Source organism: Pseudomonas sp. GW821-FHT09E12, assembly GCF_059416085.1.
This window is the reverse complement of sequence record NZ_JBWKOM010000003.1, coordinates 318,538-340,941: the sequence shown is the minus strand read 5'-3', so window position 1 is coordinate 340,941 and position 22,404 is coordinate 318,538. Positions and strand designations below refer to the sequence as shown.

Annotated in this window: 21 protein-coding genes; 11 read left to right on the top strand and 10 right to left on the bottom strand. The window is 61.9% G+C overall.

Annotated features, from left to right (window positions below; translation table 11 throughout):
• Positions 1-52: 52 nt before the first annotated feature.
• Together AC07PQ_RS10075 and AC07PQ_RS10070 are read left to right on the top strand one after the other, a co-directional pair.
• Entirely contained in the window at positions 53-364 is a 312-nt protein-coding gene (locus AC07PQ_RS10075) for a type II toxin-antitoxin system MqsR family toxin (RefSeq protein ID WP_007932120.1), read from the top strand.
• Positions 361-834 (top strand): type II toxin-antitoxin system MqsA family antitoxin, encoded by a 474-nt coding sequence (locus AC07PQ_RS10070; protein ID WP_007932118.1) that lies wholly within the window; start codon positions 361-363, stop codon positions 832-834. Before AC07PQ_RS10075 ends, AC07PQ_RS10070 begins: the two co-directional genes overlap by 4 nt.
• A 60-nt stretch (positions 835-894) precedes the next feature.
• On the opposite strand, the gene AC07PQ_RS10065 is transcribed toward AC07PQ_RS10070, so the two are convergent.
• The 4 genes from AC07PQ_RS10065 to AC07PQ_RS10050 form a co-directional block, all read right to left on the bottom strand.
• The gene (locus AC07PQ_RS10065; protein ID WP_493185437.1) at positions 895-1,659 is read right to left on the bottom strand and encodes an amino acid ABC transporter ATP-binding protein; all 765 of its coding nucleotides are present in this window, start codon (positions 1,657-1,659) and stop codon (positions 895-897) included.
• 10 nt (positions 1,660-1,669) lie between these two features.
• Positions 1,670-2,767, bottom strand: coding sequence for an amino acid ABC transporter permease (locus AC07PQ_RS10060; RefSeq protein WP_007932114.1), 1,098 nt, complete (start codon positions 2,765-2,767; stop codon positions 1,670-1,672).
• 10 nt (positions 2,768-2,777) lie between these two features.
• The gene (locus AC07PQ_RS10055; protein WP_493185436.1) at positions 2,778-3,959 is read right to left on the bottom strand and encodes an amino acid ABC transporter permease; all 1,182 of its coding nucleotides are present in this window, start codon (positions 3,957-3,959) and stop codon (positions 2,778-2,780) included.
• Positions 3,960-4,025: 66 nt separating this feature from the next.
• Positions 4,026-5,057 carry an amino acid ABC transporter substrate-binding protein gene (locus AC07PQ_RS10050; protein ID WP_007932108.1) on the bottom strand — a complete coding sequence of 344 codons (1,032 nt, stop codon included), beginning with the start codon at positions 5,055-5,057 and terminating at the stop codon, positions 4,026-4,028.
• Between the two features lie 467 nt (positions 5,058-5,524).
• Here AC07PQ_RS10050 and AC07PQ_RS10045 point away from each other — a divergent pair, with 467 nt between their 5' ends.
• The 5 genes from AC07PQ_RS10045 (at position 5,525) to AC07PQ_RS10025 (ending at position 10,893) form a co-directional block, all read left to right on the top strand.
• Positions 5,525-6,181: an alpha/beta hydrolase gene (locus tag AC07PQ_RS10045; RefSeq protein WP_087091316.1), complete on the top strand. Its 657-nt coding sequence runs from the start codon at positions 5,525-5,527 to the stop codon at positions 6,179-6,181.
• A gap of 95 nt (positions 6,182-6,276) precedes the next feature.
• On the top strand, positions 6,277-7,755 hold the full coding sequence (gene rhlB, locus AC07PQ_RS10040) for an ATP-dependent RNA helicase RhlB (RefSeq protein WP_007932105.1): 1,479 nt from the start codon (positions 6,277-6,279) through the stop codon (positions 7,753-7,755).
• A gap of 216 nt (positions 7,756-7,971) precedes the next feature.
• The gene (locus AC07PQ_RS10035) at positions 7,972-8,925 is read left to right on the top strand and encodes an ornithine cyclodeaminase family protein (RefSeq protein WP_493185435.1); all 954 of its coding nucleotides are present in this window, start codon (positions 7,972-7,974) and stop codon (positions 8,923-8,925) included.
• A 127-nt stretch (positions 8,926-9,052) separates the two neighbouring features.
• Entirely contained in the window at positions 9,053-10,180 is a 1,128-nt protein-coding gene (locus AC07PQ_RS10030; protein ID WP_492569324.1) for an NAD(P)/FAD-dependent oxidoreductase, read from the top strand.
• Positions 10,181-10,266: 86 nt separating this feature from the next.
• A complete protein-coding gene (locus AC07PQ_RS10025; protein WP_493185434.1) occupies positions 10,267-10,893 on the top strand; it encodes a helix-turn-helix transcriptional regulator in 627 nt (208 codons plus the stop codon).
• Positions 10,894-10,987: 94 nt separating this feature from the next.
• On the opposite strand, the gene AC07PQ_RS10020 is transcribed toward AC07PQ_RS10025, so the two are convergent.
• The 6 genes from AC07PQ_RS10020 to AC07PQ_RS09995 form a co-directional block, all read right to left on the bottom strand.
• Positions 10,988-11,764 carry an ABC transporter substrate-binding protein gene (locus tag AC07PQ_RS10020; RefSeq protein ID WP_101336897.1) on the bottom strand — a complete coding sequence of 259 codons (777 nt, stop codon included), beginning with the start codon at positions 11,762-11,764 and terminating at the stop codon, positions 10,988-10,990.
• A 310-nt stretch (positions 11,765-12,074) separates the two neighbouring features.
• Positions 12,075-12,527: a molybdopterin synthase catalytic subunit MoaE gene (moaE, locus tag AC07PQ_RS10015; protein ID WP_493185433.1), complete on the bottom strand. Its 453-nt coding sequence runs from the start codon at positions 12,525-12,527 to the stop codon at positions 12,075-12,077.
• A 1-nt stretch (position 12,528) separates the two neighbouring features.
• On the bottom strand, positions 12,529-12,771 hold the full coding sequence (gene moaD / locus AC07PQ_RS10010) for a molybdopterin converting factor subunit 1 (protein ID WP_007932097.1): 243 nt from the start codon (positions 12,769-12,771) through the stop codon (positions 12,529-12,531).
• Positions 12,768-13,241 (bottom strand): cyclic pyranopterin monophosphate synthase MoaC, encoded by a 474-nt coding sequence (gene moaC, locus AC07PQ_RS10005; RefSeq protein ID WP_009047097.1) that lies wholly within the window; start codon positions 13,239-13,241, stop codon positions 12,768-12,770. The genes moaD and moaC overlap by 4 nt, the downstream gene beginning before the upstream one ends.
• Positions 13,242-13,475: 234 nt before the next feature.
• Positions 13,476-14,870: a PhoH family protein gene (locus AC07PQ_RS10000; protein WP_007929389.1), complete on the bottom strand. Its 1,395-nt coding sequence runs from the start codon at positions 14,868-14,870 to the stop codon at positions 13,476-13,478.
• A gap of 348 nt (positions 14,871-15,218) precedes the next feature.
• Positions 15,219-16,343 (bottom strand): polysaccharide deacetylase family protein, encoded by a 1,125-nt coding sequence (locus AC07PQ_RS09995; RefSeq protein ID WP_493185432.1) that lies wholly within the window; start codon positions 16,341-16,343, stop codon positions 15,219-15,221.
• 237 nt (positions 16,344-16,580) lie between these two features.
• Here AC07PQ_RS09995 and yaaA point away from each other — a divergent pair, with 237 nt between their 5' ends.
• The 4 genes from yaaA to AC07PQ_RS09975 all read left to right on the top strand — a co-directional run bounded on the left by yaaA (position 16,581) and on the right by AC07PQ_RS09975 (position 22,381).
• Positions 16,581-17,360 (top strand): peroxide stress protein YaaA, encoded by a 780-nt coding sequence (yaaA, locus tag AC07PQ_RS09990; protein WP_007929391.1) that lies wholly within the window; start codon positions 16,581-16,583, stop codon positions 17,358-17,360.
• A gap of 813 nt (positions 17,361-18,173) precedes the next feature.
• The gene (locus tag AC07PQ_RS09985) at positions 18,174-19,490 is read left to right on the top strand and encodes a nucleotide sugar dehydrogenase (RefSeq protein WP_007929392.1); all 1,317 of its coding nucleotides are present in this window, start codon (positions 18,174-18,176) and stop codon (positions 19,488-19,490) included.
• A 204-nt stretch (positions 19,491-19,694) separates the two neighbouring features.
• Positions 19,695-21,176 carry a mannuronan synthase gene (gene alg8, locus AC07PQ_RS09980; protein ID WP_009042274.1) on the top strand — a complete coding sequence of 494 codons (1,482 nt, stop codon included), beginning with the start codon at positions 19,695-19,697 and terminating at the stop codon, positions 21,174-21,176.
• A gap of 35 nt (positions 21,177-21,211) precedes the next feature.
• The gene (locus tag AC07PQ_RS09975; RefSeq protein ID WP_493185431.1) at positions 21,212-22,381 is read left to right on the top strand and encodes a PilZ domain-containing protein; all 1,170 of its coding nucleotides are present in this window, start codon (positions 21,212-21,214) and stop codon (positions 22,379-22,381) included.
• Positions 22,382-22,404: the final 23 nt, after the last annotated feature.

Sequence of the window (22,404 nt, the reverse complement as noted above, 5' to 3'; positions counted from 1 at the left end):
CGATTGCTAAAAAACCCTTTAAGGGTAATTTCATCTCGACTCCAGGTGTCTTATGGAAAAGCACACACCTCATTACGACCTGTCGGTGATCAAGGCAGATGTCGCCCGGCTGGGGGCAGCCGCCTTTACCCGAACCGCCCTGGTCAGCGGCCGGCACCTCGGCCTGACCTGCCGGGACATGCAGCAGGTGATTGCCGGGCTGCAGGGAAAAATGCTCTACAAGTCGATGACCAGCTATCTCGATCATCGAATCTGGCAGGACGTGTATTACACGCACATCGACTCCGTGGAGCTGTACATCAACGTCACTTACCGCCCCGGCGGCGGTCCCCCAGTGATCTCCTTCAAGGAGAAACACCCATGAAACAAAGACAATGCGTCAGCTGCGGTGCCCCGGCCGGCATGCAGCCGTTCAACAATCGCAGCGAGCTGATCGATTACAAGCACCTGCTGCGGCAAATCGACGGCCTGGATGGCTGGGAGTGCCAGGCCTGTGGGGAAGTCGAATTCGACCCGGCCAGCGCCGAACGCTACGCCAGCGCCGGCGACCAATTGCTGGAAGATTGCCGGCAGTTCATGGCCAGCGAGATGAAACGCATCCGCCGCAAGCTGCACCTCTCGCAGAAGGATGCGGTAAAGCTGCTCTCCGGCGGCGGGCACAACGCCTTCTCCCGCTACGAACGCGGCGAGGTCGCCCCGCCCCAGCCGCTGTTCATGTTGATGCGCCTGCTCGATCGTCATCCGCAGCTGATGGCCGACGTGCAGGCACTCAGCGAACAACAAGCCCCCGCGGCCGACAACGATCCGCACCAGGCACGCGGCGCGACGTCGTGAAATCCCAGGCAAAAATAAACCCGGCGCCAGGCCGGGTTCATTTTCAAGACGGTACCTGGATCAGTGCAGGATCTGGCTCAGGAACAGCTTGGTCCGCTCGTTCTGCGGGTTGTCGAAGAAGTCGTTAGGCGCGGCCTGTTCGACGATTTCACCCTTGTCCATGAAGATCACCCGATTGGCCACGGTACGGGCGAAGCCCATTTCGTGGGTCACGCAGAGCATGGTCATGCCGTCTTCGGCCAGGCCGATCATGGTGTCCAGAACCTCTTTCACCATTTCCGGGTCGAGGGCCGACGTCGGCTCGTCGAACAGCATGATCTTCGGCTTCATGCACAGCGCCCGGGCAATTGCCACGCGCTGCTGCTGACCGCCGGAGAGCTGGCCCGGGTACTTGTTCGCCTGCTCCGGAATGCGTACGCGCTCCAGGTAATGCATGGCGATTTCCTCGGCCTGGCGCTTGGGCATCTTGCGTACCCACATCGGCGCCAGGGTGCAGTTCTGCAGGATGGTCAGGTGCGGGAACAGGTTGAAGTGCTGGAACACCATGCCGACTTCACGACGGATCGCCTCGATCTGCTTGAGGTCGTTGGTCAGCTCCACGCCATCGACCACGATGCGGCCCTGCTGGTGTTCTTCCAGGCGGTTCAGGCAACGGATGGTGGTGGATTTGCCCGAGCCCGAAGGCCCGCACAGGACGATGCGCTCGCCCTGCCGGACGTTGAGGTTGATGTCCTTGAGCACGTGGAACTGGCCGTACCACTTGTTCACGCCCTGCATCTGAATAATGCCTTCAGGGCTCACAGGCTTTTTGATCGCTTCACTCATGGAGATACTCCTAACGCTTGTGGCCTGTGTCCAACTTACGCTCCAGATGCATGGAGTAGCGGGACATACCAAAACAGAAAATCCAGAACACCAGGGCCGCGAAGACATAGCCTTCGGTGGCCATACCCAGCCATTTCGGGTCGGCGGCGGCTTGCTTCACGCTGTTGAGCAGGTCGAACAGGCCGATGATGATCACCAGACTAGTGTCCTTGAACAGGGCGATGAAGGTGTTGACGATGCCGGGGATCACCAGCTTCAAGGCTTGCGGCAGGATCACCAGGCCCATGCTGCGCCAGTAGCCCAGGCCCATGGCCGCGGCTGCTTCGTACTGCCCCTTGGGAATCGCCTGCAACCCGCCGCGCACCACTTCGGCGATGTAGGCCGACTGGAACAGGATCACCCCGATCAGCGCCCGCAGCAGCTTGTCGAAGTTCATGCCTTCGGGCAGGAACAGCGGCAGCATCACCGAGGACATGAACAGCACGGTGATCAACGGCACGCCACGCCAGAACTCGATGAAGGTCACGCAGACCACACGAATCGCCGGCATGTTCGAGCGTCGCCCCAAGGCCAGCACGATGCCCAGGGGCAAGGCGCCGGCGATGCCGACGGTGGCGATCACCAGGGTCAGCATCAGGCCACCCCACTGGCTGGTGGCGACGTTGGCCATGCCAAACAAGCCGCCATGCAGCAGGAAGTAGGCAATGATCGGGTACAGCACCAGGAAGCTCAGGCCATAAATGGCCTTGTGCGGAACCCGGGCGATGAACAAGGGCGCCACGCCAATCACCGCCAGCCACACGGTCAGGTCCACGCGCCAGCGCAGGTCCGCCGGGTAGTAGCCGTACATGAACTGGCCGAAGCGCTGCTGGATGAACACCCAGCAGGCGCCCTCCTTGGTGCAGTCGGCGCGGGTGGTGCCCACCCAGTTGGCGTCGAAAATCGCCCAGCTGAGGATCGGCGGCACCACCAGGTAGATCAGGTAGAAGGCAAACAGGGTCAGCAGGGTGTTGATCCAGCTGGAGAACATGTGTGCCCGCATCCACGCCACGATCCCGATGCTGCTGCTCGGTGGTGGCATGTCGGGTTTGAAAGTATGAGTGCTCATGCGCGTTTCCTCACCGCTCGATCAGCGCAATGCGCTTGTTGTACCAGTTCATCAGCAGGGAAATGCTGATGCTGATCGCCAGGTACACGCTCATGGTGATGGCAATGACTTCGATGGCCTGGCCGGTCTGGTTGAGCACGGTACCGGCGAACAGCGAAACCATTTCCGGATAACCGATACCCGCCGCCAGGGACGAGTTCTTCGCCAGGTTCAGGTATTGGCTGGTCAGCGGCGGAATGATCACCCGCAGGGCTTGCGGGATGATCACCTTGCGCAGGGTCGGACCGTTGCGCAGGCCGAGGGAGCGGGCCGCCTCGGTCTGGCCGTGGCTCACCGACTTGATCCCCGAACGCACGATCTCGGCGATGAACGCCGCGGTGTAGACGGTCAGGGCCAGGGTCAGGGCCAGCAGTTCCGGGATCAGCACCCAGCCACCGACGAAGTTGAAGCCCTTGAGCTCCGGCATTTCCCAGTGCACCGGGGCGCCGAACACCAGCATGCACAGTGCCGGGATCACCAGGAACAGCGCCAGGCCGGTCCAGAACTTGTGGAACGGTACGCCGGTGTCTTCGAAGCGCTTGTTGGCCCAGCGGCACATCAGCACGATGGCGACAATCGCCACCACCAGGCTGATCACGAACGCCCAGAAGCCGTCGGCCACCAGGGCCGCCGGCATGTTCAGGCCACGGCTGCTGACGAAGAAGGTGTCGCCGAAGTTGTGGCTGTTACGCGGCCCCGGCATGGTCAGGAACACCGCGAAATACCAGAACAGGATTTGCAGCAGCGGCGGAATGTTGCGGAACACTTCCACATACACGGTCGCCAATTTGCTGATGATCCAGTTCTGCGACAGGCGTGCCACACCGATGATGAACCCGAGGATGGTCGCCAGGATCACGCCGATGAACGTCACCAGCAGGGTGTTGAGCAGGCCGATCACGAACACCCGGGCATAGCTGTCCGCTTCGGTGTAGGAGATCAGGTGCTGAGCGATGCCGAAGCCGGCGCTGCGCTCGAGAAAGTCGAAGCCGGAGGTAATCCCCCGGTGCTGAAGGTTGGTTTGCGTGTTATCGAACAAGTACCAGCCAAGCGAGATCACGGCCACGACGGTGATGATCTGGAATAGCCACGCACGCACTCGTGGATCGCTGAGACTGAGCCTCTGCTTAGGTGCGCCGATTGAGTTTTGCATGAAGTGCCCCGGAAATAATGGAACAAGAACATCACCCGGCGGTTGGCCCGCCGGGCGATAGAACCATCAGCGCACTGGTGGTGCGTATTGAATGCCGCCGTTGTTCCATAGCGCGTTCAGGCCGCGATCGATCTCCAGCGGAGTGCTCTTGCCGAGGTTCTTCTCGAACACTTCGCCGTAGTTGCCGACTTGCTTGACGATCTGTACCACCCAGTCCTTGCGCAGCTTCAGGTCCTTGCCGTATTCGCCGTCGGCACCCAGCAGACGCGCAACGTCAGGGTTCTTGGTGGACTTGGCTTCGGCTTCGACGTTCTTCGACGTGATGCCGGCCTCTTCGGCGTTGAGCATGGCGTAGCCCGTCCAGCGGATGATGGCCAGCCACTCGTCGTCGCCGTTACGCACGACCGGGCCCAGCGGTTCCTTGGAAATGGTTTCCGGCAGAACCACATAGTCCTTCGGCGAAGCCAGCTTGCTGCGCTGGGCGAACAGCTGGGACTTGTCGGAGGTCAGCACGTCGCAACGCCCGGACTCCAGCGACTTGGCGCTTTCATCGGAGGTGTCGAAGGTGATCGGGGTGTATTTCAGGCCGTTGCCGCGGAAGTAGTCGGACACGTTCAGCTCGGTGGTGGTGCCGGCCTGGATGCAGATGGTCGCGCCGTCCAGTTCCTTGGCGCTCTTGACGCCCAGCTTGTTGTTCACCAGGAAACCGATGCCGTCGTAGTAGGTGATGAAGCCCGGGAATTTCAGGCCCATGCCCGCGTCGCGGGAACTGGTCATGGTGGTGTTGCGCGACAGGATGTCGATTTCACCCGATTGCAGCGCGGTGAAACGCTCCTTGGCGTTCAACTGGCTGAATTTCACTTTGGTCGCGTCGCCGAATACCGCGGCGGCCACGGCGCGGCAGATGTCGGCGTCGATGCCGAGGATCTTGCCGGTGGCGTCCGGTACCGAGAAGCCCGGCAGACCGTCGCTCACACCGCACTGCACAAAGCCTTTCTTCTGCACCGCATCCAGGGTCGCACCCGCCTGCGCGAAGCCGCTCATACCCAGTACCGCGGCGGCCGTGACCACAGCCAGGGTGGATTTCAACATCTTCATTCAAACCTCCAGTTTTGCTCTTGTTGTGTCGGAGCTTGAGTCCTGCCGCACCCTTATGAGGCACTGTTGACCCGTGTTGGCTTTTTATAGGGTCAAGCGGCGTAGGACTTTAGCTATGAGTCTAGTAGGAGAAAATCCATTTAAGAGAAAACCCATACTCACCAAGCGACCGAACGGGCTGTAGCCCTTGCATGTTCGCGAAGCCCGTAGCGGCCACTGGCGAACGTCCATCATCGGATCTTTGCTATCCCACACCCGCCAGTAGCCTGATAGTGTTACCGGCAGGGTGAACGCAATCACTTCACGCAACGGCTATAGCAAAGCCCGTACCAGAGTGCCGGCCAAAGCGGTTCAGCCCGGGGTCAAGAGCAAAACTTGCAGCCTTGCGACATCTTCTTCACTGATCAACCGACCGCGCACCTCGATCACGCACCGCTTGGGCGCGTGCGCACATATTTGGAGCAACCATGACCGAGCCCTTGATTCTTCAGCCCAGCAAGCCCGTCGATGCCTGTGTGATCTGGCTCCATGGCCTGGGCGCCGACCGCTACGACTTCCTGCCGGTGGCCGAAGCGCTGCAGGAAAGCCTGTTGACCACCCGCTTCGTCCTGCCCCAGGCACCGACCCGCGCCGTGACCATCAATGGCGGTTATGCCATGCCCAGCTGGTACGACATTCTGGCCATGAGCCCGGCGCGCGCGATCAACCGCGAACAGCTGGACGAGTCGGCCAAACGCCTGAGCGACCTGATCGAAGAACAGCGCGCCAGCGGAATAGACCCTTCGCGGATTTTCCTCGCCGGTTTTTCCCAGGGTGGCGCGGTCGTCCTGCACACCGCCTTCCTTAAATGGCAGGGCCCGCTGGGTGGCGTGCTTGCCCTCTCCACCTATGCCCCGACCTTCAGCGATGAACTGGAACTGTCGGCCAGCCAGCAGCGGATTCCAACCCTGTGCCTGCACGGCCAGTACGACGAAGTGGTGCAGAACGCCATGGGCCGCACCGCCTACGAGTACCTGAAACACCATGGTGTCACCGTGACATGGCAGGAATACCCAATGGGCCACGAAGTGTTACCCGAAGAAATTCGCGATATCGGCGCCTGGCTCGGCGAGCGTTTGCGCTGAATCGATAAGTTAGGTAGCCCGTTGAGCAATCCACTACGCCGCGCCCGATTCTTGCATTACACTGCCCGGCGTACATTCCTTAACCAATTGATGAGATGACCGTGCTCAAAGCACTCAAGAAAATCTTCGGTAAAAGCGAGGCTGAGCAGCTCGCGCCAGGCTCCAGCCCATCTTCCTCCAGCCCCAGCAGCCGTACCGACGGCCATCAGCCGGAACGGACCGCGCCCGCCTCCGTGGCCAGGCAAGAGCCGGTGGCCCCAGCCGCCCCGACGGCCCAGACCGCGCCGCGCAGCGACAAGCCCAAGGCCGAGCAGCCGCGCCGCCCACGCGCGCCGAAACCACCGGTGAGCACCTGGAAACTGGAAGACTTCGTCGTCGAACCGCAGGAAGGCAAGACCCGCTTCCACGACTTCAAACTCGCGCCGGAACTGATGCACGCGATCCACGACCTGGGTTTCCCCTACTGCACGCCGATCCAGGCGCAGGTACTGGGGTTCACCCTGGCCGGCAAAGATGCCATCGGCCGCGCCCAGACCGGTACCGGCAAGACCGCCGCGTTCCTGATCTCGATCATCACCCAGCTGCTGCAGACCCCACCACCGAAAGAGCGCTACATGGGCGAGCCGCGGGCGCTGATCATCGCGCCGACCCGCGAACTGGTGGTACAGATCGCCAAGGATGCGGCCAGCCTGACCAAATACACCGGTCTCAACGTGATGACCTTTGTCGGCGGCATGGACTTCGACAAACAGCTCAAGCACCTCGAAGCCCGGCATTGCGACATTCTGGTGGCCACCCCGGGCCGCCTGCTGGACTTCAACCAGCGCGGCGACGTGCACCTGGACATGGTCGAAGTGATGGTGCTGGACGAAGCCGACCGCATGCTCGACATGGGCTTCATCCCCCAGGTACGCCAGATCATTCGCCAGACCCCGCCGAAAAGCGAACGCCAGACCCTGCTGTTCTCCGCCACCTTCACCGACGACGTGATGAACCTCGCCAAGCAGTGGACCACCGACCCGGCGATCGTCGAGATCGAAGCCGAGAACGTGGCCAACGCCAACGTCGAACAGCATATCTACGCGGTGGCCGGCGCCGACAAGTACAAGCTGCTGTACAACCTGGTCAACGACAACGGCTGGGAACGGGTCATGGTCTTCGCCAACCGCAAGGATGAAGTGCGGCGCATCGAGGAACGCCTGGTACGCGACGGCGTGAATGCCGCCCAGCTGTCCGGCGACGTGCCGCAGCACAAGCGCATCAAGACCCTGGAAGGCTTCCGCGAAGGCAAGATCCGCGTGCTGGTGGCCACCGATGTCGCCGGGCGTGGCATCCACATCGACGGCATCAGCCACGTGATCAACTTCACCCTGCCGGAAGTGCCGGACGACTACGTGCACCGTATCGGCCGCACTGGCCGGGCGGGCGCCGACGGCGTGTCCATCAGCTTCGCCGGCGAGGACGACTCCTATCAGCTGCCGTCGATCGAAGCGCTGCTGGGTCGCAAGATCAGCTGCGAAATGCCGCCGACCGAGCTGCTGCGCCCCGTGGAGCGCAAACGCCCGAAAGCCTGAGCAGCATCGTTGTAGGAGCGAAGCTTGCTCGCGATGAACGATAACGCGCAGTGTCAGCAATGACGCCTCGCGGGCAAGCCTCTCTCCTACAGATACAAGCCTGCCCGCAAAAAAACGCAGCCCGACCACAGGCTGCGTTTTTTTTCACCTGGATATTGCCCAACAAAACTAAAAGTCCATAATAGACAAATTAGTTTATTTCTTGGGAGCACCCGCATGTCCAGCACGCCGTCCGTGATGACCCAGCCTCAAGCCCGCCAGTTGCTGGCGCAGGTCGACGTGCCGCAGGTCCTGCGCAAGCTGTTCCACGACCTGGCCGCCGGGCTTGCCGTGCAGCCGGCGCAGCAACTGGTGGAGTTTCCCCAGGGCGCCGGGGACTTTATCAACTACCTGGGCGTGCTGGCCGAAGAGCGGGTCTACGGGGTCAAGACCTCGCCCTATATCGTCCGCGCCGAAGGCCCGCTGGTCACCGCCTGGACCCTGCTGATGTCCATGGACAGCGGTCAGCCGCTGCTGCTCTGTGACGCTGGCGAACTGACCACCGCGCGCACCGCGGCCACCACCGCCGTGGCCGTCGACGCCCTGGCGCCGGCCGACGCCAGGCACCTGGCGATCATCGGCAGCGGCCCCGTGGCCCAGGCCCACCTGCATTACGTGAAAGCCCTGCGCGAGTGGCAATCCATCCGCCTGTACTCCCCTGGCCTGGCCGGAAAATCCGCCGAGGACATCGCGCGCCTGAAGGCCCTCGACCCGCGCCTGCAGGTCGCCAGCCAGCTCGATGACGCCCTGCAGGACGCCGACGTCATCATGCTCTGCACCTCCTCCGCCGGCCCGGTGATCGACCCGCGCACCTTGCGCAAACCGGCGCTGATCACCTCCATCAGCACCAACGCGCCACGGGCCCATGAAGTGCCACCCGCCGCGCTGAAGGACATGCAGGTGTATTGCGACTATCGTCAGACCACCCCCGGCTCGGCCGGCGAGATGCTGATCGCCGGCGAACGGCATGGCTGGGACAAGGTGGCGATTCTCGGCGACCTGCCCGAACTGCTCAGCGACCTGGCGCAACGACCGGAGCCGGGGCGCCACGTGTTCTTCCGCTCCATCGGCCTGGGCCTGGAAGACATCGCCCTGGCCAATGCGCTGTACCGCTTGCAGTGCACTCACTAAATACCAATGGAACACCAGCCGGCTCGCGATCGACGGCCCCGAGCGAACCACGGTGACAGGCTCAGGATCGATCGCGGGCAAGCCTCGCCCCTACAGACGCGCGTTATCCCCTTTTTTGGAGGCTCGAATGACCCAGGCAGACTTCATCATCATCGGCGGCGGCATTGCCGGTGCCTCCACCGGCTACTGGCTGTCGCGCCATGGCCGGGTGCTGGTGCTGGAACGCGAATCGCATCCGGCCTACCACTCCACCGGGCGCTCCGCGGCGCTCTATACCGCCGCCTATGGCACGCCCCAGGTACGCGCCCTGACCCTGGCCAGCCGGGACTTTTTCGATGCCCCGCCGCAAGGGTTCTGCGAGCACCCGCTGCTGACCCCGCGCGGCGAAATGACCGTGGACTTCACCGGCGACCCCAGCGAGCTGAACAACCAGTACCTGAGCGCCAAGGCCACGGTGCCGGAAATGCAGCTGCTGAGCGCCGACGAAGCCTGCGCGCGCCTGCCGATCCTGCGTCGCGAGAAGGTCCACGGCGCCCTCTACGACCCAAGCGCCAGCGACATCGACACCGACGCCCTGCACCAGGGTTACCTGCGCGGCATCCGGCGCAACCAGGGTGAGGTGCGTACCGACTGTGAAGTGCTGGGGCTGAGCCGCGACGAACAAGGCCAATGGCAGGTACAGACTGCCGGCCAGACCTTCAGCGCGCCCATCCTGATCAACGCCGCCGGCGCCTGGGCCGACCAGGTCGGCACCATGGCCGGCGCCCGGCCCCTGGGCCTGCAGCCGAAACGCCGCGCAGCCTTTATCTTCGCCGGCCCCGAAGGCGTCGATATCCACCACTGGCCGATGCTGGTGAGCCTCGACGAATCCTTCTACATGAAGCCCGACGCCGGCATGTTCCTCGGCTCGCCGGCCAACGCCGACCCGGTGGAGCCCCACGACGTACAGCCGGAAGAGCTGGACATCGCCATGGGCATCTACCAGATCGAAGAGGCCACCACCCTGACCATTCGCCGCCCGACCCGCACCTGGGCCGGCCTGCGCAGCTTCGTCAGCGACGGCGACCTGCTGGCCGGCTTCGACACCCAGGTACCGGGCCTGTTCTGGGTCGCCGCGCAAGGCGGCTACGGCATCCAGACCTCACCGGCCATGGGCCAGGCCAGCGCCGCCCTGGTACGTGGCGAAGCCTTGCCGGAGCAACTGGCGCGCTTTGGCCTGGACGCCGCCATGCTCTCCCCCGCCCGCCTCGGCTGACCCCGCTCAGTGACGCGCCCCAACGATTGCGGCACACTCGCAGCGCCCTGCCTCGCAGGGCGCTGACACCGCCTGGAGAACCACCCATGACCTCACCCGCGCAGGACCCTGCCCTGGATAACTTCCGGGCGATCGCCGATGCCATCGCCACGCTGTTCTTCCCCCATGCCGAGGTGGTCATCCACGATCTGCGCACGCAGAAGATCGACTACATCGCCAACAACATCTCCAAGCGCGAAGTGGGCGACGACTCCGCCCTCGAAGACATGCTCGGCGAGGATGCCAATGAGCGGAATATCGGCCCCTACGAAAAGCTCAACTGGGACGGCCAGAAGATCCGCAGCCTCAGCAGCGTGCTGCGCGACGGCAGCGGCCAGCCGACGGCGGTGCTGTGCATCAACCTGAATATTTCGCTGTTCGAGAATGCCAAGGCGGCGCTGGACCTGTTCCTCTCGCCGAGCAAACTGATCCCGCAACCGGACTCGCTGTTTCGCGATGACTGGCAGGAGCGCATCAACACCTTCCTGCACAACTGGCTGCGCGAACGGCAGCTGGGCCTGAACCTGCTGACCCGCGAACACAAGCGCGAACTGGTGCTGGCGCTGCACGCCGAAGGTGCGTTCAAGGGCAAAAGCGCCGCCAACTATGTGGCCAACGTGCTGAACATGGGGCGGGCGACGGTGTACAAGCACCTGAAGGAATTGAAGGGCTGACAGCCTCTAAAAGCATCGCGGGCAAGCCTCGCTCCTACAAAACCGCAGGAGCGAGGCTTGCCCGCGATGGCGTCCTCACGAACGCCACACGACATCAGTCGCCGTAGATGTCGGACTTGAAGTACTTCTCGGAAATCTTCTGATATTCGCCACTGGCGCGAATGCCATCGATGGCGCTATTCAACTGGCCGACCAGCTCGGCATTGCCCTTGCGCACCGCGATCCCCGCGCCCTCGCCCACGTATTTCGGGTCCTTCAATTCTGGCCCGACAAACGCATAGCCCTTGCCGCGCGGCATCGACAGGAAATCATTCAGCGGGATGGTGTCCGCGAAAATAGCATCGAGGCGCCCGGCCGCCAGGTCCATGTAGATCTCTTCGTTGTTGCTGTAGCGCTTGACGTTGATGCCCTTGGGCTCGAACACCTCGGTGGCGTAGCGGTCAGTGGTGGTCGCCCGTTGCACACCGACGTTCTTGCCCTTGAGGCTGGCGTATTGGTCATCGACCGTGGCGCCTTCCTTCATCACCAGCCGCGAGGAAGTGAAGTAGTACTTGTGGGTGAAGTCGACCGACTTCTTGCGGTCTTCGTTGATGGTCATCGACGACAGCGCCATGTCGATCTTCTTCACTTTCAAGGAGGGAATCAGGCCGTCGAATTCACCCTCGACCCATAGGCACTTGACCTGCATCTGCGCGCACAGGGCATTGCCGATGTCGTAGTCGAAACCGACGATCTCGCCCTTGTCGGTTTTTGAGGCGAACGGCGGATAAGCCGCCTCGATGCCGATGCGCAGGGTTTTCTCGGCGGCGAACAGGCTGCTGCACGCCAACAGGCTCAGGGCCAGGCCACTGATGAGGGGGAGTTTCTTCATATTCGTTCTCTCGCGGGTTGTTGTTGGTTTGGCAAGACAGAAGAAAGGAGTGAAACGGTGGAGCCTTTTTTGTACTTGTAAATCCATACTGGACTTTTACGTATATTTCGTCAACGCAGCGGACGCGGTTCAACCGGCCTTTGGTCGAGAGACAGAAATGGGAAAAGCAGGAAAATGGAGGGTGCAGCAAAGGGCCAATCGCCGGCAATCGAGCGTCGACCGGCCGCTCCTACAGAAGCCATGCAATCCTCTGTAGGAGCGAGGCTTGCCCGCGATGAGGACTTGCGGTCAATACGGATGAATCAGGCAATCATTCTTTCCAACGATCCGCCGCCGCATGATCGCTGTCGCGACCTTCCACCCAGCGCGGGCCATCGGCGGTGGTTTCCTTTTTCCAGAACGGTGCGCGGGTTTTCAGGTAGTCCATGACAAAGGCACAGGCGTCAAACGCCGCCTGGCGGTGGGCGCTGGCGGCGCCGACGAAGACGATCGGCTCGCCCGGCTCCAGCGCGCCGATGCGATGCAGCACTTCCAGCTTGAGCAGCGGCCAGCGCTGTTCGGCCTCGGCGACGATCTTGCCGAGGGCCTTTTCGGTCATGCCCGGGTAATGCTCAAGAAACATCCCGGCCACATCCAGGCCATCGTTGAAATCACGCACGTAGCCGACAAAGCTCACCACCGCGCCGACACCGACATTCGCCGCATGCATGGCGTTGACTTCCGCCCCCGGATCGAAGGCGCCCGATTGCACACGAATCGCCATGTCAGCCCCCGGTCACGGTAGGAAAAAACGCCACTTCGTCGCCGTCGCTCACTGGCTCGTCGAGCTGGCACAGATCTTCGTTGCGGGCGCACATCAGGTTCTGCTCGCTGAGCACCTCGGCGCCCTCGCGTTGGGCCAGCAGGGCGCGCACATCGTCGACCGTGGCGAAATCACCGGCGACCCGCAGCGAATCCACGCCCAGCGCCTCGCGGTAGCGGGCGAAAAACTTCACGGTCAGGTTCATTGTTCATCCGCCTGGTAATGACCGCTCTTGCCGCCCAGCTTCTCCAGCAAGCGCACGCCTTCGATGGTCATGCCGCGGTCCACGGCCTTGCACATGTCATAGATGGTCAGCGCGGCGACGCTGGCGGCGGTCAGGGCTTCCATTTCCACCCCGGTCTGCCCGGCCAGCTTGCAGCGGGCAACGATGCGCACGCTGTCCTCGCCTTCGGCGCTGAGTTCGACCTTGACGCTGGTAAGCATCAGCGGATGGCACAGGGGGATCAGATCGCTGGTCTTTTTCGCCGCCTGGATGCCGGCGATGCGCGCCACGGCGAACACATCACCCTTGGGGTGACCGCCGCTGACGATCATTTGCAGGGTTTGCGGGAGCATGCGCACCCGGGCTTCGGCCGTGGCTTCGCGGGACGTCACGGCTTTGTCGGTGACGTCGACCATATTGGCGCGACCTTGGGAATCGAGATGAGTCAGCACAGCCTTACTCCTGATCAGGAAAGGCGATTGTAAACCCGAGGGTCAAATTTCCGCACGTTTGATTATCCACGCACTCCGCCCCTGTAGGAGCGAGGCTTGCCCGCGAAGGCATCACCGCGCCTGACCTGCTGCACCGCGTTGCCTGGATCGCGGGCAAGCCTCGCTCCCACGGAAGATAGGTTTGCTTCGGGCACAAAAAAACGGGCGGCCTCGCGGCCGCCCGTCTGGCGAGGGTTACAGATGGGATTCGGCGTATTCGGCCAGAATCGAGCGTGGCACCCCTTGCAGGGTGATGTGCACCCCGTTGGGGAAGTCCTTGAAGCGTTCAGTGAGGTAGGTCAGCCCGGAACTGGTCGCGGACAGGTAAGGGGTATCGATCTGCGCCAGGTTGCCCAGGCACACCACTTTGGAACCGGCGCCGGCACGGGTGATGATGGTTTTCATCTGGTGCGGGGTGAGGTTCTGGCATTCGTCGATCAGGATCAGGCTCTGCTGGAAGCTGCGGCCACGAATGTAGTTGAGGGATTTGAACTGCAGCGGCACCTTGCTGAGGATGTAGTCGACGCTGCCATGGGTGCTTTCGTCATCCATGTGCAGGGCTTCGAGGTTGTCGGTGATGGCGCCGAGCCAGGGCTCCATCTTTTCCGCTTCGGTGCCCGGCAGGAAGCCGATCTCCTGGTCCAGCCCCTGCACGCTGCGGGTGGCGATGATGCGCCGATAACGCTTGCTGACCATGGTCTGCTCGATGGCTGCGGCCAGGGCCAGGATGGTCTTGCCTGAACCGGCAGCCCCGGACAGGTTGACCAGATGGATGTCCGGATCGAGCAGGGCGAACAGCGCTAGGCCTTGATAGATGTCGCGCGGTTTCAGGCCCCAGGCTTCCTGGTGCAACAGGGGTTCCTGATGCAGGTCGAGAATCAGCAGCACATCGGCGCGAATCTCCTTGATCCAGCCGACGAAACCCTGCTCGTCGATGATGAACTCGTTGATGTGCACCGCCGGCAGGTTGTCGGTGAGTTGCACCTGGTGCCAGGTGCGGCCGTGATCCTGGCGGGTTTCCACCTTGCTCACACGGTCCCAGAAGGAACCGGTCATGTTGTGGAAGCCGTTGGGCAGCAAAGCCACGTCGTCGACCAACTGGTCGGTGCTGTAGTCCTCGGCGGCGATCCCACAGGCGCGCGCCTTGAGGCGCATGTTGATGTCTTTGGTCACCAGCACCACGCGCAGCTCCTTGTCGCGCGCGTGCAGGTCGATCAACTGGTTGATGATGATATTGTCGTTGAGGTTTTCCGGCAGCAGGCTGTTGGGCTCGGAGCGCTTGCTCATGAGGATCGACAGCAGGCCTTTGGGGCCGCTCTTGCCACGCTGGATAGGCACACCCAGCTCGACGTCTTCAGGCGAGGCCTCACCCAGGGTCTTGTCGATCAGGCGAATGGCCTGGCGGCATTCCGCTGCAACGCTGTGATGGCCGCTCTTGAGCTTGTCGAGTTCCTCCAGGACGATCATCGGGATCGCCACATGGTGTTCTTCGAAGTTCAGCAGGGCGTTTGGATCGTGAATCAATACATTGGTATCGAGTACATAAAGGATTGGCTGGTTGGAGGAAGGGCTACGTCCGTGGTCATCCATACTCGGTCACCTTATGTGGGGGCCAGTCGACGCAATACCATGGCGGTGCTGCGCCTCGAATTGACCGTCGAATTCACCCGCAGGGGTTCGAGTGAAGTGCACACAAAAGGAGTCTTGGGAGACGCCACCTGTGTTGCAGGTTTCGGCGGTCTGACTTCGTAATACTCCAAAACCTGTGACAGGAAAAAGCACTTTGACGCTTTTTTTAAGTTTATTTTGCAGAGTGACGAATAGCCCTTGGCGCGCTGCCCCGGCACCGTTAAAGTCGGAAGTCCGCCTGCCTCGAAATCCTGGCCAAAATCGGCAAAAACCTCCTCTCCCCCCGTAAATACGGACCTTTCGTCGTTTCTAGCGAAACGCGTCCTGACAATCCTCCCAACCGATTCCGCTCTGCGCCGTCTGCGTCAGCAACCAGGGCAATGCCGTCTTCACCGCGTCCTGCCGGGCGTTGAAATTGATCACCCCGTGTCGCCACAACAGCATCAGGGTCAACACCCGCTGGCCGCTCTGTTCGCCCTTGAGCTTGCCGGCGCCGTCCTGCGGATCGATGTCCCACAGCGCCACCTGCAAGCCCTGTGCGTTAAAGAAGGCCTGCGCATCCGCCCGGCGCTGGCCGTAGGGCGGGCGAAACAGCGGCACGTAGTTTTCCGGCAGCTTGCCCTTGGCCAGTTCGACGCTGCGCTCGATCGAGTCCTGCCAATCCTGCCAATGGCTGTGGGAACGATACTCCCAGCCCAGCACGCCCACGCACTGCTGCGAATACAGGGCCTGCAGGCTGGCCACCGAACGCTGCTCCAGGCGGCTCTGCAACTCGCTGCCAAGCACGAAGAAGGTGCCGTTCATGTTCGACTTGCGCAGGTATTCGGTCAGCCACGGGGTGTTGTCCGGGGCGAGATTGGCGGCGCTGTCGAAGGTCAGCAAAAACAGCCGGTCATTGAGCTCGTCGCCATTGCGCTCGTAGTCGCCAAAACGCTCGATCTCGCTGGCGCTCTGGGGAAACAGCGCGGCCTTGCGCAGCAGCTCGTCCAGATACTGTTCATGGAAGGCCCGGCTCGGTTCGGCCCAGCGGGCGTAATAGGAGTCCTCGCCCAACTGGAACTTGCCGGCCTGCTCGCGCAGGGTGTCCATGTCTTCCACCAGGAAACAGAAGGAAGCGTCCTGGTCGCAGCTCTGCTGGGCGAAGTTGTAGTTGCTCAGCAATTGCCGCCAGAGCCGCTGGCGGACGGCATCGATCGACGCCATGTTGATAATCCGCAGGCCCAGGCGCTGCTTCAACGAAGCTTCATCCCAGGCCTCGCTGTCCAGCAGGGCGCGGGCGAAGGTGAGGATCTCCGCCCGCGACGCCACGTCGAACAGGGTCGGGTTGCCGAGCTGTTCCGGCCAGGTGCTGCGATCCAGGGTCGCCACATCGTTCGGCGCCGCCAGGGCGCCGAAACTCAACAGCCAGATCGAAAGAAAAAACGCGCTGCGCAAAGGGATGTCTCCATAACAAAACCCGCGCGGCACTATAGCCGATGCCGGCCTCTCGGCCCTATTGCCTAGACCGCTCCCCTTCCCTTTATAGAGAGCGGACACGCGCCTCCCAGCAGCAGACCATCGCCGACCAACGGACGACCAACGGACGACCGGCGGCATGCCCTATTGCCTTCATAGGTGGAGTCAAAGCGCCCAAGCCCCTAGAATCCCCCGACGCTTACAGGAGACGACTTCATGCTGATGGTGATTTCACCCGCCAAGACCCTCGATTTCGAGACCCCGCCCGTCACTCAACGCTTCACCCAGCCGCAGTACCTCGATCACTCCCAGGAACTGATCCTGCAATTGCGCGAACTGAGCCCGGCGCAAATCAGCGAACTGATGCACGTCTCCGACAAGATCGGCGGCCTCAACGCCGCGCGCTTCGGCAGCTGGACCCCGGCCTTCACTCCGGCCAACGCCAAGCAGGCGCTGCTGGCGTTCAAGGGCGACGTGTACACCGGCCTGAATGCCGAAACCCTGAGCGAAGCCGATTTCGATTACGCCCAGCAGCATCTGCGCATGCTCTCCGGCCTGTACGGCCTGCTGCGCCCGCTGGACCTGATGCAGCCCTATCGCCTGGAAATGGGCACCAAGCTGGCCAACGCCCGCGGCAAGGACCTGTACGCCTTCTGGGGCACGCGCATCAGCGAATGGCTCAACGAGGCCCTGGCCGAACAGGGCGACGACCTGCTGCTCAACCTGGCTTCCAACGAATACTTCTCGGCGGTCAAGCGCACGGCCCTGAACGCCCGGATCATCAATACCGAGTTCAAGGACCTGAAGAACGGCCAGTACAAGATCATCAGTTTCTACGCCAAGAAGGCCCGGGGCATGATGAGCCGCTTCGTCATAGAAGAACGCATCAACGACCCAGCGACCCTCAAGCAATTCGATGTCCAGGGTTACCGCTACAGCGCCGAACAGTCGAAACCCGACAATCTGGTTTTCCTGCGCGATCACGCACCGGAATAACGCACTCGGTCGATGCACTGGTTTCGCGCAAACGAGTGCGTCGACGAGCGGTCACTTTCCTCTTTGACTCCCGCCAAAACGCCAAACAATTGGCGCCAAAATATTTTCTTCTGAATTTATAACTTTTGTTTCACTCGACAGAGGTCATTTTTTTCAGTAGTGGCACACAAATTTTTTATCGGTAGTGGCATAAAAATATCCCCGCGCTTTAACTCCCCATAACTAAAGGCTGAAATGGTAAGTGCTATCAATATGAAAGCAGTGCCATCTTTTGCAATATTTCAAGAAATTTCAGAAAACAGGATCAGCGGTCTGGAACTATGTCCTGAACCACCGCTCATACCACCGGTAACGATTCTCAGCGAGTTTGTAGGAGATGACTTACATGGGATCCAACGACAGTAGCGAAGTTGTCATATTGTCCTGACCTACTGCTCAGGAACTCGAACTCAGGGTCAATACACAGGAGATAATGCACCATTACTATCCCCTACAAGGCCATGGCATAGCCCGCCTTAAAGCGCTTCCGGGAGCGTGTAACTACCTGATTATCATGGGCCTGTTCCTATAAATCAGGATTATCGCCAACCTCGGAGCAGCCTTCCAACAGGAAGGACGGCAACATTTAAGGGCAGCCCCTACAACAAGGCCAAGTTGCGCACAACTTGAGTGCACTTATTTAGACACTCGGAACTTAGTCTGCCTGCACTGGATATCTCAACGCCTGTTCGTTGAACTTCCGAGTGCGTAATTACAGCTGGCAAACATTAACTCCGGCCATCTAATGGCGTGAATAACACAGAGGTAAATGCGATGCGCATCAGCATATTTGGTTTGGGTTACGTCGGCGCGGTATGTGCCGGTTGCCTGTCTGCACGGGGCCATGAGGTCGTTGGCGTCGATGTTGCCAAGGACAAGATCGACATGATCAACGCAGGCCGTTCGCCGATCGTTGAACCGGGTCTGGGTGAACTTCTGGCGCAAGGTATTCAAACCGGTCGTCTGCGCGGAACCACCAACTTCGCCGAGGCGATTCGCGACACCGACTTGTCGATGATCTGTGTCGGCACGCCCAGCAAGAAGAACGGCGACCTGGAACTCAACTACATCGAAGCGGTATGCCGCGAGATCGGTTTTGTCCTGCGTGACAAGACCTCCCGCCACACCATCGTGGTGCGCAGTACCGTACTGCCGGGCACTGTCGCCAACGTGGTGATCCCGATTCTCGAAGACTGCTCCGGCAAGAAGGCCGGCGTCGACTTCGGCGTCGCGGTCAACCCTGAGTTCCTGCGTGAAAGCACCGCGATCAAGGACTACGACTTCCCACCGATGACCGTGATCGGCGAATTCGACAAGGCCTCGGGCGACGTCCTGCAATCGCTGTACGAAGAACTCGACGCACCGATCATCCGCAAGGACATCGCTGTCGCCGAGATGATCAAGTACACCTGCAACGTGTGGCACGCCACCAAGGTCACCTTCGCCAACGAGATCGGCAACATCGCCAAGGCCGTCGGCGTCGATGGCCGTGAAGTGATGGACGTGGTCTGCCAGGACAAGACCCTCAACCTGTCCCAGTACTACATGCGCCCGGGCTTCGCCTTCGGCGGTTCCTGCCTGCCCAAGGACGTGCGCGCCCTGACCTTCCGCGCCGGTTCCCTGGACGTCGAAGCGCCGCTGCTCAACTCGCTGATGCGCAGTAACGAGTCCCAGGTGCAGAACGCCTTCGACATCGTCTCCAGCCACGACAAGCGCAAAGTCGCCCTGCTCGGCCTGAGCTTCAAGGCCGGCACGGACGATCTGCGCGAAAGCCCGCTGGTGGAGCTGGCGGAAATGCTGATCGGCAAGGGCTTCGACCTGAGCATCTACGACAGCAACGTCGAGTACGCCCGCGTCCACGGTGCCAACAAGGACTACATCGAGTCCAAGATCCCCCACGTCTCGTCCCTGCTCAACGCGGACTTCGACTCGGTGATCGACAACTCCGACGTGATCATCCTCGGCAACCGCGACGAGAAGTTCCGCGCCCTGGCCGAAGAAGTGCCGCATGGCAAACAGGTCATCGACCTGGTCGGGTTCATGTCCAAGGCCACCAGCGCGAGCGGCCGGACCGAAGGTATCTGCTGGTAAGCCGGCAGATTCGGGAAGCACGGCAACCGCTTCGCGGTTGATCGCGAGCAAGCTCGCTCCTGCAAGGATCGCATCGCACCTGTAGGAGCCAGCTTGCTGGCGATGGCGTCCGCCAGGGCGCCAACGCCATCCCGGCTTTTTCGCCTGCCTTAACCCCATCGGGCCACCCCACAGGCTCGCCCGAGATCGAGACGGATGCAGATTATGCACAGGCTAAAGCACGGCCTACTTCAGGCCGCAGGTTGGCTGTTTTTCTTGAGTTTACTGATGGGTCTCGCCCTGGCGTTGCCCGCGTCCACATTCGACTCCGAATCGAAGGACTTCATCTTCCTGATTGGCGCCGTGGGTATCTGGCGCTACTCGATGGGTGCCACGCATTTCGTGCGCGGCATGCTGTTTCTCTACGTGGTCTACCCGCACCTGCGCCGCAAGGTCCGCAAGCTGGGCAAGGCCGCCGATCCGTCCCACGTGTACCTGATGGTCACCAGCTTCCGGATCGACGCCCTGACCACCGCCCAGGTCTATGGCTCGGTGATCCGTGAAGCCATCGACTGCGGCTTCCCTACCACCGTGGTCTGCTCAATCGTGGAGATGTCCGACGAGCTGCTGGTGAAAAGCCTCTGGGCCCGCATGAACCCGCCTGCCCACGTCAAGCTCGACTTCGTGCGCATCCCCGGCACCGGCAAGCGCGACGGCCTGGCCTTCGGTTTCCGCGCCATCTCCCGCCACCTGCCGGACGACCGCGCCGTGGTAGCGGTGATCGACGGCGACACCGTGCTCGGCGAAGGCGTGGTGCGCAAGACCGTGCCCTGGTTCCAGCTGTTCGGCAACGTCGGCGGCCTGACCACCAACGAGTTCTGCGAAGTGCGCGGCGGCTACATCATGAGCGAATGGCACAAGCTGCGCTTCGCCCAGCGCCACATCAACATGTGCTCCATGGCCCTGTCCAAGCGCGTGCTGACCATGACCGGACGCATGTCGGTGTTCCGCGCCAGCGTGGTCACCAACCCGGACTTCATCGCCGACGTGGAAAGCGACTCGCTGCAACACTGGCGCCTGGGCCGCTTCAAGTTCCTCACCGGCGACGACAAGTCCAGCTGGTTCAGCCTGATGCGCCTGGGCTACGACACCTTCTACGTGCCCGACGCGGCGATCAACACCGTGGAGCACCCGCCGGAGAAGAGTTTCATCAAGGCCAGCCGCAAGCTGATGTTCCGCTGGTACGGCAACAACCTGCGGCAGAACTCCCGGGCCCTGGGGCTGGGTCTCAAGCGCCTGGGCCTGTTCACCAGCGTGGTGCTGTTCGACCAGCGCGTGTCGATGTGGACCTCCCTGCTCGGCCTGACCGTGGCCCTGATCGCCAGCTTCAAGTACGGCACCGCCTTCATCCTGGTGTACCTGCTGTGGATCGGTATCACCCGCCTGCTGCTGACCCTGCTGCTTTCCTGTTCGGGGCACCGGATCGGCCCGGCCTACCCTTTGATCCTCTATTACAACCAGATCGTCGGGGCCCTGGTGAAGATCTACGTGTTCTTCCGCCTCGACCAACAGTCCTGGACCCGCCAACCGACTGCTCTGTCCCGTGACCTCGCCAGCTTTCAACGTTGGTTCAACACCTGGTCGTCTCGGACCATGACCTTCTCCGCCGGCAGCATTTTCGTCGCCGCGCTGCTGCTGATGGTCTGACCCGCCTTGCCTGAATTAACTAGGAAATCGCCCTTATGAACACCGCCGTGAACGTCAATGTAGTGCATGAATCCGAAGCCCAACGCCAACACGCCCGGGTCAAGATCCCGGCCAAGCTGCGCTTCTTCGGCCCCGACCGGACCCCGGTCGAGGCGCGGGTCATCGACCTCTCCGCCGGCGGCCTGAGCTTCAACTGCGGGCAGTTGCCGATCAAGGTCGGCGACGTGCACAAGGGCCGCCTGCAGTTCGTCATCGACAACCTCGGGCTGGCCATGGACGTGGAGTTGCAGGTGCGCTCCGTGGATCGCCAGAGCGGCCGGGTCGGCTGCCAGTTCCAGAACCTCGAGCCCCAGGACATCTCGACCCTGCGCCAGCTGATCACCTCGCACCTGGCCGGCGACATCGTGACCATGGGCGACGTGCTCGCCACCCTGCAGCGCGACAACTTCACCAAGGCGCGCAAGAGCAAGGACGCCGGCCACGGCATGAGCGCCCTGGGCCGCCTGCGCGCGGTGACCTTCAGCGCCGGGATCTTCGTCGTTGGCCTGGCGGCCTTCGGCTTCATCCTCAAGTCAGTGTACGGCATGTACTTCGTCAGCCACGCCCAGGCCGGCCTGGTCAGCGCGCCGGGGATGAACGTCACCATGCCGCGCGACGGCACCGTGCAGAGCCTGATCCAGGCCGACGGCGTGGCCGCCAAGGGCGCCCCGCTGGCGACCTTCAGCACCAGCATGCTCGACGTACTCAAGGGCCATCTGAACGAAGACCAGCTGCAACCGGCCAAGGTCGAGGAACTGTTCGGCAAGCAGATGACCGGCACCCTGACCTCGCCCTGCGACTGCACCGTGGCCCAGCAAATGGTTGCCGACGGCCAGTACGCCAGCAAGGGCGACGTGATCTTCCAGCTGGTCCCGCGTAACAGCCAGGCCAACGTCGAAGCGCGTTTCTCCTACCGCCAGTTCGCCGACGTGCGTCCGGGGACCAAGGTCAGCTTCCAGATCGCCGGCGAAGACGACGTACGCAGCGGCACCATCGTCAGCAGCACCAGCCTCAACAGCAGCGACCTGTCCTCGGACATTCGCGTGCAGATCAAGCCCGACGCCCCGCTGAGCAGCGCCTTCGCCGGCCGCCCGGTGGAAGTCAGCAGCGATCGCGGCCCGTCTGTGAACTGGCTGATCGACAAAGCCATGGCTGCCGGTCTCTAACCATGAATATTCATACCCCACTC

What these genes read in the sequence shown, in the direction of transcription:
- AC07PQ_RS09975 (WP_493185431.1), top strand. Translation starts at nt 21,212, where the DNA reads ATGAACACCGCCGTGAACGTCAATGTAGTGCATGAATCCGAAGCCCAA.
- rhlB (WP_007932105.1), top strand. Translation starts at nt 6,277, where the DNA reads ATGACCGTGCTCAAAGCACTCAAGAAAATCTTCGGTAAAAGCGAGGCT.
- AC07PQ_RS10045 (WP_087091316.1), top strand. Translation starts at nt 5,525, where the DNA reads ATGACCGAGCCCTTGATTCTTCAGCCCAGCAAGCCCGTCGATGCCTGT.
- AC07PQ_RS10000 (WP_007929389.1), bottom strand. Translation starts at nt 14,870, where the DNA reads ATGGATGACCACGGACGTAGCCCTTCCTCCAACCAGCCAATCCTTTAT.
- yaaA (WP_007929391.1), top strand. Translation starts at nt 16,581, where the DNA reads ATGCTGATGGTGATTTCACCCGCCAAGACCCTCGATTTCGAGACCCCG.
- AC07PQ_RS10050 (WP_007932108.1), bottom strand. Translation starts at nt 5,057, where the DNA reads ATGAAGATGTTGAAATCCACCCTGGCTGTGGTCACGGCCGCCGCGGTA.
- moaE (WP_493185433.1), bottom strand. Translation starts at nt 12,527, where the DNA reads ATGGCGATTCGTGTGCAATCGGGCGCCTTCGATCCGGGGGCGGAAGTC.
- alg8 (WP_009042274.1), top strand. Translation starts at nt 19,695, where the DNA reads ATGCACAGGCTAAAGCACGGCCTACTTCAGGCCGCAGGTTGGCTGTTT.
- AC07PQ_RS10060 (WP_007932114.1), bottom strand. Translation starts at nt 2,767, where the DNA reads ATGAGCACTCATACTTTCAAACCCGACATGCCACCACCGAGCAGCAGC.
- AC07PQ_RS10025 (WP_493185434.1), top strand. Translation starts at nt 10,267, where the DNA reads ATGACCTCACCCGCGCAGGACCCTGCCCTGGATAACTTCCGGGCGATC.
- AC07PQ_RS10075 (WP_007932120.1), top strand. Translation starts at nt 53, where the DNA reads ATGGAAAAGCACACACCTCATTACGACCTGTCGGTGATCAAGGCAGAT.
- AC07PQ_RS10035 (WP_493185435.1), top strand. Translation starts at nt 7,972, where the DNA reads ATGTCCAGCACGCCGTCCGTGATGACCCAGCCTCAAGCCCGCCAGTTG.
- moaD (WP_007932097.1), bottom strand. Translation starts at nt 12,771, where the DNA reads ATGAACCTGACCGTGAAGTTTTTCGCCCGCTACCGCGAGGCGCTGGGC.
- AC07PQ_RS10065 (WP_493185437.1), bottom strand. Translation starts at nt 1,659, where the DNA reads ATGAGTGAAGCGATCAAAAAGCCTGTGAGCCCTGAAGGCATTATTCAG.
- AC07PQ_RS09985 (WP_007929392.1), top strand. Translation starts at nt 18,174, where the DNA reads ATGCGCATCAGCATATTTGGTTTGGGTTACGTCGGCGCGGTATGTGCC.
- AC07PQ_RS10055 (WP_493185436.1), bottom strand. Translation starts at nt 3,959, where the DNA reads ATGCAAAACTCAATCGGCGCACCTAAGCAGAGGCTCAGTCTCAGCGAT.
- AC07PQ_RS10070 (WP_007932118.1), top strand. Translation starts at nt 361, where the DNA reads ATGAAACAAAGACAATGCGTCAGCTGCGGTGCCCCGGCCGGCATGCAG.
- AC07PQ_RS10020 (WP_101336897.1), bottom strand. Translation starts at nt 11,764, where the DNA reads ATGAAGAAACTCCCCCTCATCAGTGGCCTGGCCCTGAGCCTGTTGGCG.
- AC07PQ_RS10030 (WP_492569324.1), top strand. Translation starts at nt 9,053, where the DNA reads ATGACCCAGGCAGACTTCATCATCATCGGCGGCGGCATTGCCGGTGCC.